13 protein-coding genes are annotated in these 15,603 nt (G+C 70.8%); 6 read left to right on the top strand and 7 right to left on the bottom strand.

The genetic code is table 11. The features are described 5' to 3' along the window. Positions 1–20 precede the first annotated feature (20 nt). Positions 21–449 carry a hypothetical protein gene (locus tag ABZU43_RS11620; protein ID WP_355006448.1) on the top strand — a complete coding sequence of 143 codons (429 nt, stop codon included), beginning with the start codon at positions 21–23 and terminating at the stop codon, positions 447–449. On the opposite strand, the gene tnpB is transcribed toward ABZU43_RS11620, so the two are convergent. Next, positions 380–1,804, bottom strand: a complete 1,425-nt coding sequence (tnpB, locus tag ABZU43_RS11615) for an IS607 family element RNA-guided endonuclease TnpB (protein WP_355006447.1) — start codon at positions 1,802–1,804, stop codon at positions 380–382. The genes ABZU43_RS11620 and tnpB overlap by 70 nt on opposite strands. After that, positions 1,801–1,992: a hypothetical protein gene (locus ABZU43_RS11610; protein WP_355006446.1), complete on the bottom strand. Its 192-nt coding sequence runs from the start codon at positions 1,990–1,992 to the stop codon at positions 1,801–1,803. The genes tnpB and ABZU43_RS11610 overlap by 4 nt, the downstream gene beginning before the upstream one ends. 387 nt (positions 1,993–2,379) lie before the next feature. On the opposite strand from ABZU43_RS11610, the gene ABZU43_RS11605 reads away from it, so the two are divergent. After that, positions 2,380–2,961 carry a dihydrofolate reductase family protein gene (locus ABZU43_RS11605; protein WP_355006445.1) on the top strand — a complete coding sequence of 194 codons (582 nt, stop codon included), beginning with the start codon at positions 2,380–2,382 and terminating at the stop codon, positions 2,959–2,961. Here ABZU43_RS11605 and ABZU43_RS11600 read toward each other — a convergent pair. Both ABZU43_RS11600 and ABZU43_RS11595 read right to left on the bottom strand, forming a co-directional pair. Continuing rightward, positions 2,943–4,259, bottom strand: coding sequence for a serpin family protein (locus ABZU43_RS11600; RefSeq protein ID WP_355006444.1), 1,317 nt, complete (start codon positions 4,257–4,259; stop codon positions 2,943–2,945). The genes ABZU43_RS11605 and ABZU43_RS11600 overlap by 19 nt on opposite strands. A 74-nt stretch (positions 4,260–4,333) precedes the next feature. Continuing rightward, the gene (locus tag ABZU43_RS11595) at positions 4,334–4,993 is read right to left on the bottom strand and encodes an MSMEG_1061 family FMN-dependent PPOX-type flavoprotein (protein ID WP_355006443.1); all 660 of its coding nucleotides are present in this window, start codon (positions 4,991–4,993) and stop codon (positions 4,334–4,336) included. 89 nt (positions 4,994–5,082) lie between these two features. On the opposite strand from ABZU43_RS11595, the gene ABZU43_RS11590 reads away from it, so the two are divergent. Next, positions 5,083–6,330 carry an FAD-dependent monooxygenase gene (locus ABZU43_RS11590; RefSeq protein ID WP_355006442.1) on the top strand — a complete coding sequence of 416 codons (1,248 nt, stop codon included), beginning with the start codon at positions 5,083–5,085 and terminating at the stop codon, positions 6,328–6,330. 8 nt (positions 6,331–6,338) lie between these two features. Next, positions 6,339–6,827 carry a MarR family transcriptional regulator gene (locus tag ABZU43_RS11585; protein WP_355006441.1) on the top strand — a complete coding sequence of 163 codons (489 nt, stop codon included), beginning with the start codon at positions 6,339–6,341 and terminating at the stop codon, positions 6,825–6,827. Between the two features lie 25 nt (positions 6,828–6,852). Here ABZU43_RS11585 and ABZU43_RS11580 read toward each other — a convergent pair whose 3' ends face one another. Continuing rightward, positions 6,853–9,708 carry a BTAD domain-containing putative transcriptional regulator gene (locus tag ABZU43_RS11580; RefSeq protein ID WP_355006440.1) on the bottom strand — a complete coding sequence of 952 codons (2,856 nt, stop codon included), beginning with the start codon at positions 9,706–9,708 and terminating at the stop codon, positions 6,853–6,855. Between the two features lie 189 nt (positions 9,709–9,897). Between ABZU43_RS11580 and ABZU43_RS11575 the strand changes: the two genes are divergently transcribed. Continuing rightward, entirely contained in the window at positions 9,898–10,752 is an 855-nt protein-coding gene (locus ABZU43_RS11575) for a hypothetical protein (protein WP_355006439.1), read from the top strand. A 250-nt stretch (positions 10,753–11,002) separates the two neighbouring features. After that, positions 11,003–14,188 (top strand): penicillin acylase family protein, encoded by a 3,186-nt coding sequence (locus ABZU43_RS11570; RefSeq protein ID WP_355006438.1) that lies wholly within the window; start codon positions 11,003–11,005, stop codon positions 14,186–14,188. Between the two features lie 70 nt (positions 14,189–14,258). On the opposite strand, the gene ABZU43_RS11565 is transcribed toward ABZU43_RS11570, so the two are convergent. Then, the gene (locus ABZU43_RS11565) at positions 14,259–14,903 is read right to left on the bottom strand and encodes a TetR/AcrR family transcriptional regulator (RefSeq protein ID WP_355006437.1); all 645 of its coding nucleotides are present in this window, start codon (positions 14,901–14,903) and stop codon (positions 14,259–14,261) included. Positions 14,904–15,081: 178 nt separating this feature from the next. After that, the gene (gene msrA, locus ABZU43_RS11560; RefSeq protein ID WP_355006436.1) at positions 15,082–15,588 is read right to left on the bottom strand and encodes a peptide-methionine (S)-S-oxide reductase MsrA; all 507 of its coding nucleotides are present in this window, start codon (positions 15,586–15,588) and stop codon (positions 15,082–15,084) included. Positions 15,589–15,603 lie beyond the last annotated feature (15 nt).

Raw genomic sequence — 15,603 nt, 5'->3', positions numbered from 1 at the left:
TCCGGACCCGGTCCGTCGGCGTGCACTTCAAGCCGTGGGGGCTGGCACCGTTCCTGCCGATGCCCGCGGTGGAGCTGTGTGACCGGCCGGCGACGGTGGAGCAGGTGTGGGGCCGGCCCGCCATCGCTGAGCTGCGAGACCGCCTGGCCACGGCCGAGGGACCCCACGAGATGCTGACGCTGCTTGAGGACGAGCTGATGCGACGGCTGGGCGACGCGGCCGGCCTGGGGCTGGTCCGCCGTACGAGCCGCATCATCGCCGCGACCAGTGGGGCGGTGGCGATCGACGATCTGCGGGCTTCCGCCGGTGTCAGCAGCACTCACCTCGCACAGCGGTTCAAGGAGCTCGTCGGCGTCACACCGAAACGGTTTGCCCGCACCTACCGCTTCGCCGCCCCACCGTGCTCTCGATCAACCGTTACCTCTCGGTGCGCTTTGGTTAGCGCATGATCGGTAGTCCCGCCTTGCGGTGGGACGGTCCCGGTCTTGCCGGCGGGTGCCGTGCCGGGTTCACGTTTCTCGGCCACCTGCCCGCGGGTGCGGGTCTTCTGGTCGGCTCCACGTGCTGCCACCGGGCCACTCCCGGCGGTTGTTGTCTGTGCCGCGAGGGCGGCCAGGTTGCGGGCGGCGTTGAGGTCCCGGTCCAGGACCAGGCCACACGTGCCGCATTCGTAACTGCGCTCGGACAGGGCAAGTTTGGTTTTCACTGTGCCGCAGCCTGAGCAGGTTTTCGAGGACGGGTACCAGCGGTCGGCGGTGATGAGCCGGCCGCCGTTCCAGGTTGTTTTGTAGGCGAGTTGGCGGCGGATCTCGGCGAACCCGGCATCGGCGACGTGTCGGGCCAGTCGCCGGTTGGTCAGTATCCCGGCCACGTTCAGGTCTTCCACCACGAGGGTGCCGTGGGTGGTGGCCAGGCGGGTGGTGAGTTTGTGCAGGCGGTCGCGTCGCAGGTTCGCCACCCGAGCGTGCGCCCGAGCGAGGCGGGTGCACGCCTGTCGCCACCGGTTCGACGGGCGCTGCCCGGTGCGCCGGTCCGGGCCGGCCTTGCGGGACACCGCCCGTGCGAGAGTACGCAGGCGGCGCTGGGCGTCGGTGAGGTGACGCGGGTTCGGTACCAGGTCGCCGGTCGACAGGACCGCGAGGTGCCGAACGCCGACGTCGACACCGACGACCGACTCGGGGTGGGCCGGCGTGCGGTCGGGGCGTTCGACCTCGACGCAGAACGCGACATACCAGCGTCCGCCGTCGCGGCGCAGAGTGGCGGAGATGATCCGGGCGGTGTCGGCCTCCACACGGCGGGCCAGTTTCCGGGTCGACTCGTGCACCTTCAACCGACCCAGCCGCGGCAGCACCACATGCTTACGATCCCGATCGACGCGGATGGCACCGGTGGTGAACCGCACCGATGGCGTCGAGCGGCGGCGCGACTTGAACCGGGGAAACCCGACCGGCCGTCCCGTGCGCCTACCTGACCGGGAGTCGGCCCAGTTCTTCAACGCCCGGGCCAGGCCATCCAAGCCAGTGTTGAAAGCCTCTTTCGACACCTCGGCCCACCACGGCGCCACCTCGCGCTTCCCAGCGTTCCACGCCTTACGCAACCCCGCCAGCGACCACGACAGCGACGGCGTCAGCAGTTCGTCCGGCACACCATAGGTACGCTCAGCGGCCCGCTGGTCCATGTTCGCTTTCACCCGCGCAAGCGCCCAGTTATGAGCCACCCGAGCGGCCCCAGCATGCGCGTACACCGCCCGTTCCTGCGCCGGACTCAGGTCCAGGGCGAACCGGTACGCCTGGAACGACTTCACCCCGGAGCCTCCGGGTCGGTGACAGCGTCGACCGCGCGGCGGGCGCGGCTCGCGGTGCCACGGCGGCCCTGTAGCCGGGCACACAGTGACGTCAGAATCTCGGCGACGTCACCCACCATCATTGTCCACAAGGAACTTTCCCGTCGCTCGTCCAGCGCCGAGCCGACCTTGGTCACTACCCGCGACACCGCGAGGTCCCCCCGGTTGCCCACGCGGTCAGCCGAACGACCTGGCGGTCCAGGTCGGACCTCTGGTTGGTCGATAGCACGCGGGCATATCACCGTGAAATCCGGCGGCGGCGGGGTGGTGGGCTGCTCCTCTAGGACCAACCCACCGACCTGCCGAGCGGGCACGGGCAGGCTGCCCTCCCGGAACAGCGATACGCCGTAACGGATGAACACCCTCCCGCTTCGCCCACTCCCTCAAGTTCACCACTTCATTCCAGCACTTACTGAGTGCCTAACAGCCGGTAACCCCGCCGAACCTATTGACTGGGCCGGCCTCGCCGGTGGCGCAGGCTACTTCGATTAGGCTCACTCTAACCTCAGGGCATTCCCAAGCAGAGGAGCGCGCCGATGGGCGACGTGGTCATGTACAGCTCGGTGTCGGTGGACGGCTTCATCGCGGACGAGAACGACCAGCCTGGAGCACTGTTCGACTGGTTGACCAGCGGTGACGTCCCGTTGGACGAGAGCGGCGCGTTGAAGGTGTCACAGACGTCCTACGACTATGTCCGGCCGTACTGGGACCAGATCGGGGTGACGATCGCCGGCCGTCACGTCTTCGACATGACCGACGGCTGGGACGGGAAGCCGCCGAGCGGGATCGACCACGTGGTCGTCGTGACGCACCGGCCGAAGCCCGAGGGCTGGGATCCCCAAGCGCCGTTCCACTTCGTCGACGGCGTCACGGCCGCCGTGGCCAAGGCGCAGGAGCTCGCGGGTGACCGCGTCGTCGAGGTCGCCGCTGGCGACGTCGGCGGCCAGGTGCTTGCCGCGGGCCTGGTCGACGAGGTGCGCATGGACGTCGTACCCGTGGTGTTCGGGTCCGGAAAGCGCTACTTCGGGTCGGTCCACGCGCAGCACCCGTTGGGGGATCCTGACGTGGTGATTCAGGGCAACCGGGTGCTTCACCTGCGCTATCGGGTGCGCCGTTGACGATCTGGGCCCTCGGCCAGCGGGTCGTGGACCCGGCCGAGGAACAGCGGTACGCCGGTGAGCCGGTCGTGAATGACGTACAGGAATGGCCGGTTGACGAAGAACTGCGGCCCTTGCGGGATCGACGGCGGCCGGACGATGACGGCGGACGCGGCTGCGGCCTCGGTACCCTTCTCGTCCACCGCGATGAACGTCTCGTGCACCACGTCGTCGATGGACAGGGCCGGTTGGGTGCTCATGCCGGTGAAGTTGGCCTGTGACGTGAACGCGGTGGGCATGCCGAGGCTGCTCAGCGCGGCACGCAGCTCGGCCGGCAGGCGGAACGTCCACCGGGGCAGGCGCAGCTCGACGTCGGTGATCTGGAACCCGGTCAGCAACGCGCCCAGCCAGGTCGCATCGAGGCTCGCCTCAACCGAGGCGAGATCGTCCCGGGTGGGCATGACGATGGCCATGGCAAGCCCGTCGCCCGCGTACGGCACGTCGACTGCGCGCCAGCCGTCTCCCTCGAGGTAGCCCATCCGGTCGAACGGACCGCGCATGGTCGGGACGTCGACGACGGTCCCGTCATCTCTCGTGAATGGTCCCGTCGCGGTGGCCGCAGCAGTGAACGGGTACTTCCAGGCCGCCTTGAGGTAGAGCGTGTTTGTCAGGATCAGGCTGGTGTTGGGGCTCACGGCGTCGGACTGCAACAGCTCTGGGATCTTCGCGTTGGTCCGATCGGAAACCCAGGTGTTGATCTCCTGTCGGGCCACTTCCGGCGCGCCGCGGAAGTCGACCGGTCGTGGCGTGGCACCGTAATAGCCGGCCAGGGTGTCCCTGAACCTGGGTCGCAGGACCAGATCGAGCCGCGTCCACAGCGCGTTGGCAGTGGTCAGCCGAGGCTGCTTGACTCCGTCACCGTCCTGGTAACGGCCGGCGAGCGCCTGCTCGACGGTGTTGAGTCCGCGGTCGAGCGCGCAGGGGCGCGGACGCGGCGCGTGAAGCACCGTGTCCAGCTCGTCTGCCGTGGTCGAGCGGGCGCCCGCCCTGGTCATCGCGAGCGCGAGCCCGACCGAGTACGGCGCGCACACCACATTGCCGCCCGCCCGGGTCGCCGCCACCGTGCGGTAGAGGTCGGCCGTGAAGCCGCGAATGGCGGTGGCGGTGGCGGTGGCCTGCATCGTGGCCGGGTCGGCTGGTACGCGGTCCGTATCCGCCGAGGTGGACGGCGGGCCGGGCCAACGAAGATCACCCGGGGCGGCGGTGAGGGCAGCTGCCGCGAGCGGGACCGCCCGCAGAACGGATCGACGCGAGACCATATATCGAGGTTAGGGCAGTCCCACGGAGACCCGCCAGGCGCGAGCCGAAATTCATCGAAACTCAGCGATGTCCTTCACTCGTACCGGTACTTCAGCGAGTCCGCCTCGGCCTTCTCGATGTCGGCGATCGTCAGCTCGGGCATTCGTAGCTGGGCCAGCGTCACCTCGGCCGAGGTTGGCTGAGCGTCCGCCGGCAGCCACTGCTCGGGCTTCCAGGCCCCGCTGCGCAGCAGCGCCTTGGGGCAGTGGGGATAGACCTCATCGATCCCCAGCACCAGTGCGCTGGCTGGTGGCTTGCCCACGGCGGTCAGCTGCGACAGCAGCTCGGGACGAGTGGAGACGCAGGCCCGGCCGTTCACCCTGAGCGTCGTGGCGCGCCCCGGGGTGATGAACAGCAGCCCGGCCCGCCCGGTGGTGACGACGTTCTGCAGGCTGTCCAGACGCTTGTTGCCGGTGGCGTCCGGTATCGCCACCGTCCGTGCGTCCAGGACGGCGACGAAACCGGCGGGGCCGCCGCGCGGGGAGACGTCGCAGTTGCCCTTCGCGTCCACGGTGGCAACCAGGACCAGCGACGAGCAGCCGATCAATCGCCGGGTCTGCTCGGTGAGCTCGGTCATCTGCTTCCGTACGGCCGCGTCACCGGGAAGTTCGTAGACCCGGCGCAGCGCCTCCTGGTCGGACACGGCGTCGAGGCGCAGCGAGTCGAAGGCACTGGCGGCGGAGGTTGGCGTCATGCATCGACACTAATCGACCTACCTGACCGGTCCGGCCGTCGCGGCTGGCGGCCTTGCCCAAATCATCTTAGTCATTAAGATAATGCAGTGTGACCATATCGACGGATTTCTCGGTGGCGATCGCCGGCGCCGGCCTCTCCGGCCTCTGTCTCGCCCAGTACCTGATGCGCGCCGGCATCGACGTACACGTCTACGAACGGGACCCGGGCCCCTTCGTCCGGCGGCAGGGCTATCGGATCATCCTCGACCGGTACGGCCTGGAAGCGCTGCGCGAGAGCCTGCCGCGCTCGCTGTACAACCTGGCGCTGACCACCGGCGACGAGCCCGGCGGACACCTACGTTTCACCGACAGCCGGCTGCGGGACGCATTCACCATCACCTTCAAGGACGAGCCGCACGCGACCCGCCAGGTCGACCGGCTGACCCTGCGGTCGATCCTGCAGTCCGGGCTGAACGGGCGCATCCACTACGGCAAGGACGCCATCGCGGTGGACAGCGGCGACCCGGCACGGCCGCGGCTGCTGTTCTCCGACGGCGGCGCCGCGGCGGCAAGCGTCGTCGTGGGTGCGGACGGTGTCGGCTCGGCGCTGCGAGCGCAGATCATGCCGGACGCGAACCCGGCGAACAGCCCGATGGCGGGCATCTACGGCCGGTCGCCCCTCTGGCGCAACGGTGAGAGCATCATCCCGGAAGCGCTGCACAGCAGCGGGGTCCTGGCCATCGCCGACCGGCCTGGCCGCGCCTTCTTCTTCACCTCCATGCGGTTCGGCGAGAGCCCGTCGGAGGCGTTCGCGCGCCTGGCCCCGGGCAGCTATGCGCCCACCGGCGACGACTACGTCATGTGGGGACTGTTGCTCCGGCAGGAGGAGGTGCCCATGGGCATCCGGGGTGACCTGCTGACGCTGTGGAGACTGGCCTCCGGGATGAGCATGGACTTCCACCCGGTCATCCGGCGGCTGGTCGGTACGGCCGAGCTGGACGCCACGGTGCTCAACCTCTTCGCCGCCGGCCAGCGCCCGCGTCGGTGGGCGGTGCCCCGGGCAACGATGATGGGCGACGCCGTGCACGTCATGCCGCCGTTCGGCGCGCACGGCGGCAACACAGCGCTGCGTGACGCCGCCCTGCTCGGCCACAAGCTGGTCGAGGCGCGGGCCGCCGGCGCGCCGGTGGAGGAGGCGATCGCCAGCTACCAGGACGAGATGGTGCGCTACGCCTTCCAGGCCGTCGACACCGCGACCAGGCTGATGCGCCGCCTCACCGGGGGAGCGGCGGCACCCCACTGGGTGCTGACCCGCGTGCTACCTCGGCTGCACCGCGTCACCGTACCGGAGGGATGATTGCCGGCATGTCCCACGAGCCGGCCCGTGCGTCCGCGATCACCGACCTGATGCGCGCCGGGCGGGAGACGTCGCGGCTGTCCATGGTGTTCCGGTACGCCGTCGCGGAGCGGCTGGGCCTCACCGTGAGCGACCTGGAGTGCCTGGACTACCTGGCGGACGTCGGATCCGCCACCGCGGGGCAGGTCGCCGAGCGGACCAACCTCACCACCGGGGCGGTGACCAGCATGCTCCGCCGGCTTCAGCAGGCGGGCTACGTGACCGCCGAGCGCGATCCGGCGGACCGGCGGCGGTTGATCGTCACCCTGCGGCCGGAGCGGGCCGCCGAGTTGGAGCGGCCGTACGAGCGGTTCGCCGAGCGGGCGGAGCGACTCGTCGAGGGCTACAGCGTCGAGGAGGTCGCGCTGCTGGTCCGACACTACGACCGCATGCAGGCGATGTACCTCGCGGAGTTGGACCGTCTCCGCGACGGCGACACCGCGCATCGGTCAGCCTGAGGCGGCGTGGCGCGTACCACGTCACCTACGGTTCCCCGCCGCCCGCTGACGCCGCAGGGACGGCCGGGGCGGCCAGCTTGACCCTGGGGCGGTCGGCGTCCGGATGGCGCAGCTCGTCGAAGATCGTCAGCGCCTCTCGCCACGCCCGACGCGCGGCGTCGAGGTCACCCGCCGCCCGCAGGCTGTCGCCCAGGTTGTCCAACACCTCGGCCTCGTCGTAGCGGTCGCCGAGCTCCCGGTGCAACTCCAACGCCCGCCGGTAGCAGTCCGCGGCCCGGTCGTGGTCGCCGAGGCCGTGGTGGACGTAGCCGAGGCTGTCCCAGGTCAGCGCCGCGCCGTGCCGATCGCCGGTCTCCTCGTGCAGCCGCAGGGCCGCCTGGCAGCAGTGCAGCGCCGGCCCTGGCTCGCCGAGCCGGGCGTGCATCCAGCCCAGATTGTTGAGCGCCTTGGCCTGCCCGACCTGGTAGTCGGCGGCCCGGTACAGGTCGAGGGCCAGCCGGGTCTCGTCGAGAGCCGCCCGCAGCCGGCCCTGCCGTGCGAGCACCCAGCTCACCCCGAGGTGTGTGTGCGCCCGTCCGGTGTCGTCGCCCAACTCGCGGTACAACTCCAGGTCGCGCCGGTAGTGCCGGTGCGCCGCCTCGTGATCGCCGGACCAGGTGCAGGCGATGGCGAGACCCCGGTGCGCCAGGGCCTGACCGGCCAGGTCACCCCGGCGCAGCGCCGCCGCCAGGGCGGTCCGTTGCGCGGTGGCCAGCTCGGCCCAGTGCCCGCTGCGATCGAGGTACGTGGTGAGGGCCGCCGCCAGCGTCCAGGCGTGCCGGTCCAGGCCGGTGCCCGCTGCCTGCTCCACACACGCCAGCAGCACGTGGTGCTCGGCGGCGAACCACGCGGTCGCCCACGCGTGCTCCGGGCGGTCGCCCACCGTCACACCCGGCTCGGGTGCAGGCAGCGCTGCCGGCCGCGCCAACCGGTACGGGTCGAGCAGATGGTCCGCCGCGCGCGAGGCGTGCAGGTAGTGGTCGAACAGGCGGCGTCGGGCGGCCTTCCGTTCGGCCTCGGGGTCGGTGGCCTGACACAGCTCGGAGGCGTACGCGCAAAGCAGGTCGTGCATCGCGTACCGGCCGGGGGTGCGCTCGGTGAGCAGGTTCGCCCGGGTGAGGTCGGCCAGCAGCGGTTCGACCCGAGCCGGCGGCAGGCCAGCGAGGCTGGCCACCGCCGCCCGTCCGGCGTCGGGGCCGGGATGCAGCCCGAGCAGCCGGAACAACCGGGCCGGATCGGCGTCCAACGCCCGGTACGACCAGGAGAAGACCGCCCGTACGTCGGTAGTGGGGTCGCCGGTGGCCAGTGCGGTGAGCCGAACCGGGTCGGTGTCCCGCAGTTCGGTGGCGAACGCCCCCAGCGGTACGTCGGGCTGCCCGACGGCGCGGGCCGCGACGACGGCCAGGGCCAACGGCAGGCCGGCGCAGCAGCGCACGATCTCGTCCAGCGCCGCCGCCTCGCGCCCGACCCGCCCGCGGCCGAGCCGACCGGCCAGCAGCTCCCGGGCCTCGGCCGGCCGAAGCACGTCCAGCGTCACCGGGTGGGCCCCGGCGTTCACCACCAGGCCGGTGAGCCGGTTGCGGCTGGTCACCACGACCAGGCTTCCCGGGGATCCTGGCAGCAGGGGGCGCACCTGCTCTTCGTCGCGGGCGTTGTCGAGCAGCACCAGAACCCGGCGGTCGGCGAGCAGGGTCCGGAACAGGGCGGCCTGCCGGGGCAGGTCGGTGGGCATCCGCTGGGGCGGCACGTGCAGCGCCTCCAGGAAGCCGCGCAGCGCTTCGCCCGGCGACACGGCCCGGCCGTCGAGGTCGAACCCGCGCAGGTTGACGTAGAGCTGCCCATCCGGGTACCGGTGCGCGACCCGGTAGGCCCAGTGCACCGCGAGGGTGGTCTTGCCGACCCCGGCGGTGCCGGCGATGGCGGAGATGACCACCGCCCGGCCCGGTTCGCCGTCGCCGCCGTTCCGGGCGGCTCCCGCCAGTTCGGCGGGCAGCAGCGCGTCCAGTTGCCGCAGCGCCGTCGCACGGCCGGTGAACCAGGCGGGGGCGCCGGGGAGCTGGGCCGGAGACGGGCCGTGGGGCTCCGCGGCTGTGGGCTCGGCCGGCGTCCGCCCCCGCAGCACCCGCAGGTGGGCCTCGCTCAACTCGGGGCCGGGCTCCACGCCCAACTCGTCGACGAGGTGGCGGCGGGTCTCGGTGTAGAGCCGCAGCGCGGCGGCCCGCTGGCCGCAGCCGTCCAGGGCGAGCAGATACCCAGCCACCAGCGACTCCCGCAGCGGATGCTCGGCCACCAGGGGGCGCAGGGCACGCGCGGTCGCGGCGAACCGGCCGAGGCCGAGTTCCACGGCGGCGAGCCGCTCGTATGCGAGCAGGCGTTGCTCGTCGAGGCCGGTGGCGGCAGCGTCGACGAAGGCTCCGGTCGCTCCGGCCAGCGCCGGCCCACGCCACAACGCCAGGCCGTCGCGCAGCAGTCGCGCCGCCTCTGCCCGCCGGCCGGCTGTTTCCTCGGCGCGGGCCCGCTCGACCGCCACGGTGAACTCGGCGAGGTCCAGCTCGCCCATGGGTACGGTGAGCCGGTAGCCGCTGCCCTGGGTCGTCAGCAGGTCGGCCACTCCCACCTCGCGCAGGGCCGACCGGATTCGGGAGACGCAGACCTGAACCTGGGTGCGGGCGCTGGCGGGTGGTCCTTCGGCCCAGAGCGCCGACACGATCTGCCCGAGGGGCACCAGCCGGTCGGCGTTGAGGAGCAGCAGCGCGAGTACCGCGCGTTGCTGGGGGCGGTCGATGGGAAGGACCCGCCCTCCGGCGGTCACCTGGACGGGGCCGAGGAGGGACCACCGCATGGCGTTCCTGTTCGGTCGTTTTCGGACGTCCACAGTCTAGGGACGGCACGGCCCTGCACGGCCGGCGCCAAGCGGTCGGATAGCGGACGACAAGCGGGTCCGCCCAGGCTCTCCTAAGTCGCCGGATCTGTTGGTCCGGGCGGGAGGCAGGCCGGCACGACGTCGGCCGAGGCGGACAGGGAGAGCGACATGCGAGTAACCAAGGGACGGGGCATGCTGGCGGCCGTTGTGTCGACGGCTGCCGTGGTGGCCGGCTTGGGCTGGGCGGCACCGGCCTCGGCGGATCCGGCGGGGTTGGAGACGGTCACCCAGTCGGCTGCGGAGAGCAGCCTGGACAAGTCGGCGTTCGCGTCCTGCCCGACCGGCAAGGTGGTCACCGGGGGCGGCGGCTTCCTCCTCGCCGGTTCGTCGGCCGCCGGACGGGTCGGGCTGGACCGGTTGGAGCCGCTGGCGAACGGCACCGGGTTCTTCGTGACGATGCGTGAGGTGGGCCCGGTCAACTTCACCGGCGACTGGGCACTACAGGCCCTCGCCCAGTGCGCCACCACGCCGGCCGGGTACCAGGTGGTGGCCACGACCGGGGCGATCGGAACGGAGTTCGTCACGGCAAGCTGCGGGACGAAGAAGGTCATCGGCATGGGTGGGCGGATCAACAGCGGCCTGGGCGACGTCGTGCTCGACCAGGTGGTGCCGTCGTTCGACCTGACATCGGTGACCGTCCGGGCGGTCCCGGTGCAGGGCACCTCGCCGTCCGGCTGGAGCGCCACCTCGATCGCGGTCTGCGCCACCGCGCCGGCCGGGTTGGAGCGGATCTCGTCGACGGGGACGAGCGCGAGCGACCCGTCCTCCAGCCGCGTCAAGGCGTGCCCGGCCGGCAAGGGCCTCTACAGCGCGGGCGTGGATATCAACGCCGGCAATGGTCAGGTGCTGCTGACAGCGGTCAACATCACCGGGGGGAACACCGTGCGGTTGCGAGCTGACGAGGACGCCGACGGCTTCGCCGGCTCGTGGAGCCTCAACGCATTCGGCATCTGCGGGAGCTGATCCTGGGGCCGGGGCCGCCGCTGGAGGCCCCGGCCGTTGACCCCCGGTGGCGAAAGGCGGCGAAACGTCGGCATTGGCGCGTGGTGAACGACGGGTATCCCGGACGGCGGTTCTGCGCCGATCATTGCTCCGAGATCGATACGAATGATTCTCACCTCCGGGTGGAACGCCCGGGCGCGGAGGGCGAGACGTCGGCACCGGTAGCCGGGCGAGACCGTACGGCCCGACTCCGCGTCCCCGGAGGATCGCCATGCCCCGTCCCGCTCTCCGTAACCGGCTGGCGGCGTTCACCGCCGCCGTCCTGACCGCGAGCGTCCTGACGGTGACCCCGCCGTCACCGGCGCTGGCCGCCACGACGTTCGCCGCCACCGACTACTGCCTTGGCCAGTGCGCCGACATCCTGCCGCCCGGGCAGAACGGCAACGCCACGCTGGTCGCCATCCTGGCCCACCAGGCGCTCGGCACCCGCCCGGCGCACTCCAGCGACCAGCTCGACGAGTACGCGAACCTGGTCTACAACTACGCCGGGCTGACCGACGAGCAGATCGCCCACTTCTACAACGACGCCTCGTTCGGTGTTCCGGCCGCACAGGTCGAGAGCACCGTCTCCCCGCGATCGGACGTCACAATCGTGCGGGACAAGGCCACCGGCGTCCCGCACGTCACCGGCACCACCCGCGCCGGCACCATGTTCGGCGCCGGCTACGCCGGAGCCCAGGACCGGCTCTGGGTGATGGATCTGCTGCGGCACGTCGGCCGTGGAAACGTCACCTCGTTCGCCGGCGGAGCACCGGGCAACCGGGAGCTGGAGCAGAGCGTCTGGGCCAACTCGCCCTACACCGAGGCGGACCTCCAGGTCCAGGTGGACGCGCTGCGCACCAAGGGCACCCGGGGTCAGCAGCTCTACACCGACGTGGTCGACTACATCGCCGGCATCAACGCCTACATCGACAAGTCGATCGCCGACGACAACTACCCGGGCGAGTACGTGCTCGCGGGCGCGGGCAAGCCGAAGCACTTCACGATGACCGACCTGATCGCCACCGCCGGTGTCATCGGCGGGCTCTTCGGCGGGGGCGGGGGCAGCGAGATCCAGTCCGCGCTGGTCCGGGTGGCCGCCCGCGCCAAGTATGGCGCCACCGAGGGCGACCGGGTGTGGGCGGCGTTCCGCTCGCAGAACGACCCGGAGACCGTGCTCACCCTGCACGACGGACAGAGCTTCCCGTACGGGGCGACGCCGCCGGGCGCGACGAGCGCGGTGCTCCCCGACGCCGGATCGGTGGTCGCCGAACCCCTCGCGTACGACGCCACCGGCGGGGCCGCCGCCCGCACCGGTGCCAGCACCGCCACGAAGGAGCTGCTCGGCGGCCTGTCCAACCTGCGCGCGCACGGCATGTCCAACGCGGTGGTGGTCTCCGGACGGCACACCACCACGGGCAATCCGGTTGCCGTGTTCGGGCCGCAGACCGGCTACTTCGCCCCGCAACTGCTCATGCTCCAGGAGTTGCAGGGTCCGGGCATCAGCGCGCGTGGCGCGGCGTTCGCCGGGCTGAACCTCTACGTGCTGCTCGGCCGGGGCCAGGACTACGCGTGGAGCGCCACCTCCGCGTCCCAGGACCTCACCGACACGTACGCGGTGCCGCTGTGCACCACCGACGGCAGTGCCCCGACGCTGCGCACCAACCGCTACCTCTACCACGGACAGTGCCTCGCCATGGAGGCGCTGGAGCAGCGCAACTCCTGGACCCCGACGCTGGCCGACTCCACCCCGGCCGGCTCGTACACACTGCGCGCGTTGCGCACCAGGTACGGGCTGGTCTCCCATCGGGGCCTGGTGAACGGGCAGCCGACGGCGTTCACCAAACTGCGCTCGACCTACCGGCACGAGGCCGACTCGGCGATCGGCTTCCAGGCCTTCAACGACCCGTCGGCGATGGGCAGCGCGGCGGCCTTCCAGACCTCCGCAGCCGACGTGGGGTACGCGTTCAACTGGTTCTACGTCAACTCGACCGAGGCGGCGTACCTCAACTCCGGCGCGAACCCGGTCCGTCCGGCCACCGCCGACCCGAACCTGCCCACGAAGGCCGAGCCGGCGTACGAGTGGGCCGGCTGGAACCCGGACACCAACGACGCCACCTACATCCCGGCGTCGGCGCATCCGCAGTCGGTCAACCAGGACTACTACGTCAGCTGGAACAACAAGCAGGCGCGGGACTTCGGGGCGGCGGATGGCAACTTCAGCTTCGGCTCCGTACACCGGGCTCAGCTGCTCGACGGCCCGGTGCGCGCGGCGATCGCGCAGCGCAAGCTCGGTCGCGCCGACGTCGTGAAGATCATGGCGGATGCGGCGGTGACCGACCTGCGCGGCCAACAGGTCCTCGGTGATCTGCTGCGGGTGTTGGACAGCACGCCGGTCACCGATCCGGCGCTGGCCGACGCGGTGAGCAAGCTGCGCGCCTGGCAGCAGGCCGGGGTCCGCCGGGTGGAGACGTCCCCCGGCTCCAAGGTCTACCAGCACGCCGACGCCATCCGGATCTTCGACGCCTGGTGGCCGCTACTGGCCTCGGCGCAGTTCCGCCCCGGCCTCGGGTCGGACCTCTACGCCTCGCTGGTCGACGCCATCGAGGTGAACGAGGCGCCGTCGGGTGGCCAGAACGGCGGGCGCGACGGCACCGCGAACTGGGCGTTGCAGGGCCAGGCGCACAAGGGCTCGTCATTCCAGTACGGCTGGTGGGGCTACGTCGACAAGGACCTGCGCACCGTGCTCGGCGACCCGGTGGCCGGTGGGCTGGGCCGCGCGTACTGCGGCAACGGCAACCTCGGCGCATGCCGGCAGGCCCTGCTCGACGCGCTCGGTCAGGCCGCCGCGGTGCCGGCCACCACCGTCTACCCGGGTGACAAGTCCTGCGGGGCCGGCGACCAGTGGTGTGCCGACGCGATCGCCCACTCCGGGCTCGGCGGCATCACCCACCCGGTGATCGCCTGGCAGAACCGCCCCACCTACCAGCAGGTCGTCTCGTTCCCGGCGCGCCGGGGCGACGACGTCACGAACCTGGCGCAGGGCCGTCCGGCCACCGCCTCGAGCACCCAGTTCCTGACCAGCTACACCCCGGGCAAGGCCGTCGACGGCAGCCTCGGCAGCCGGTGGGCGAGCAGCTACAACGACAACCAGTGGCTCCGGGTCGACCTCGGCGCGGCCCGCAGCGTCAGCCGTGCGGTGTTGCGCTGGGAGGCCGGTTACGGCACCTCGTACCGGATCGAGGTCTCCGCCGACGGCAGCTCCTGGTCGCCGGTGTTCGCCACCACCACCGGCAACGGCGGCGTCGACAACGCCACCTTCGCCCCGGTCACCGCCCGCTACGTGCGGGTGTACGGGGTCAAGCGCGCCACCTCGTACGGGTTCTCGCTCTACGAATTCGAGCTGTACGGGAAGTGAGCCTGCCCGGAGGGGGCGGCGGAATCACTCGCCGCCTCCTCCGGTGCGTCCCGTCCTCAGCGGGGCCCAATCAGCGGGACGGCTGCACGAGGAACGATCTGATGTGGTCCAGCGCCATGTCCAGGGCGACTTCCATGGGTGCGACGTCGTGCGCGGCGTTCGCCAACAGGTAGCCGCCCTGCAGAGCGGCCATCAATCCCGTGGCCAACTTCTCCGGATCGGCATCCTGGCGCAGTAGGCCGCTGTCGCGCATCCGGTGCAGACCATCACTGATCAGCTTCTCCCATGCCGCGAATGTCTCCGACACTGACGATCGAGCCTGCTCATCCTGATCAGACAATTCGAGAGCCATTGACCCGAGGCCGCACCCGTATCTGCCGTTGTTCAGCGAGTTGGCCTGGACCAGCGCGTTACGCCACCGGATCAGTCCTGAGAACGATCGCAGTCGTTCCAGCCCGGCGCTTTCCCGCTGAAGCACAAGCGCGCCCCGATAGGTGACCAGAGCGCGCACCAGTTCCTGCTTGTCGGCGAAGTGGTGGTAGAGCTGGGACTTGCTCGTCTGGCTTGCCTCGCGGATGTCGTCGAGGGTCGTCGCGTTCACTCCGCGCACGAGCGTCAGCCGGTTCGCTGCATCGAGGATCCGCTCTCGCGTCGCGATGCCCCGTTGACTGATCCGCCGCCTGTTCGTCGGCACAGTCACCTGCTCGTCGCTCATCTGTCAAGTGTATCCAGCGCTGATCTAGGTCGAGTTGGACTTCGGAGTCCAGCGGGTGGACGTGTTCTGTGCTCCTGATGAGCGGTGGGACCATCACCAAAATCATCGTTGGTGCGAGATTGCCGGGACCATCCGGTCCCATACGGCGCGCGGACCCGGGGTCCGCGCGCCGGAGGTGTCAGGCCGACGCCCGCCTCGGAAGCTTCCAGCCGGGACGGGGGAAGTGGCAGGTGTACCCGTTCGGGTAGGTTTGCAGGTAGTTCTGGTGCTCAGGCTCGGCCTCCCAGAAGTCTCCTGCCGCGGTGACCTCGGTGACGACCTTGCCGGGCCACAAGCCCGAGGCGTCGACGTCGGCGATGGTGTCCTCGGCGACACGCTTCTGCCCGTCGCTGGTGTAGAAGATCGCCGAGCGGTAGCTGACGCCGATGTCGTTACCCTGGCGGTTCTTCGTCGACGGATCGTGGATCTGGAAGAAGAACTCGAGCAGCGCGCGGAAGTCGGTCTTGTCGGTGTCGTAGACGACCTCGATGGACTCCGCGTGGGTGCCGTGGTTGCGGTAGGTGGCGTTCGGGACGTCGCCGCCGCTGTAGCCGACGCGCGTGGACACGACGCCGGGCTGGCGGCGGAACAACTCCTCCATGCCCCAGAAGCAGCCTCCGGCGAGGATTGCCTTTTCGGTGTTCACGTCGTCTCCCTGCCT

Source organism: Micromonospora sp. NPDC005205, from assembly GCF_040608275.1.
Classification (GTDB): domain Bacteria; phylum Actinomycetota; class Actinomycetes; order Mycobacteriales; family Micromonosporaceae; genus Micromonospora.
This window is presented reverse-complemented; position numbering and strand designations above follow the sequence as displayed.

What these genes read in the sequence shown, in the direction of transcription:
- ABZU43_RS11585 (WP_355006441.1), top strand. Translation starts at nt 6,339, where the DNA reads ATGTCCCACGAGCCGGCCCGTGCGTCCGCGATCACCGACCTGATGCGC.
- ABZU43_RS11575 (WP_355006439.1), top strand. Translation starts at nt 9,898, where the DNA reads ATGCGAGTAACCAAGGGACGGGGCATGCTGGCGGCCGTTGTGTCGACG.
- ABZU43_RS11605 (WP_355006445.1), top strand. Translation starts at nt 2,380, where the DNA reads ATGGGCGACGTGGTCATGTACAGCTCGGTGTCGGTGGACGGCTTCATC.
- ABZU43_RS11580 (WP_355006440.1), bottom strand. Translation starts at nt 9,708, where the DNA reads ATGCGGTGGTCCCTCCTCGGCCCCGTCCAGGTGACCGCCGGAGGGCGG.
- ABZU43_RS11570 (WP_355006438.1), top strand. Translation starts at nt 11,003, where the DNA reads ATGCCCCGTCCCGCTCTCCGTAACCGGCTGGCGGCGTTCACCGCCGCC.
- ABZU43_RS11595 (WP_355006443.1), bottom strand. Translation starts at nt 4,993, where the DNA reads ATGACGCCAACCTCCGCCGCCAGTGCCTTCGACTCGCTGCGCCTCGAC.
- ABZU43_RS11565 (WP_355006437.1), bottom strand. Translation starts at nt 14,903, where the DNA reads ATGAGCGACGAGCAGGTGACTGTGCCGACGAACAGGCGGCGGATCAGT.
- ABZU43_RS11600 (WP_355006444.1), bottom strand. Translation starts at nt 4,259, where the DNA reads ATGGTCTCGCGTCGATCCGTTCTGCGGGCGGTCCCGCTCGCGGCAGCT.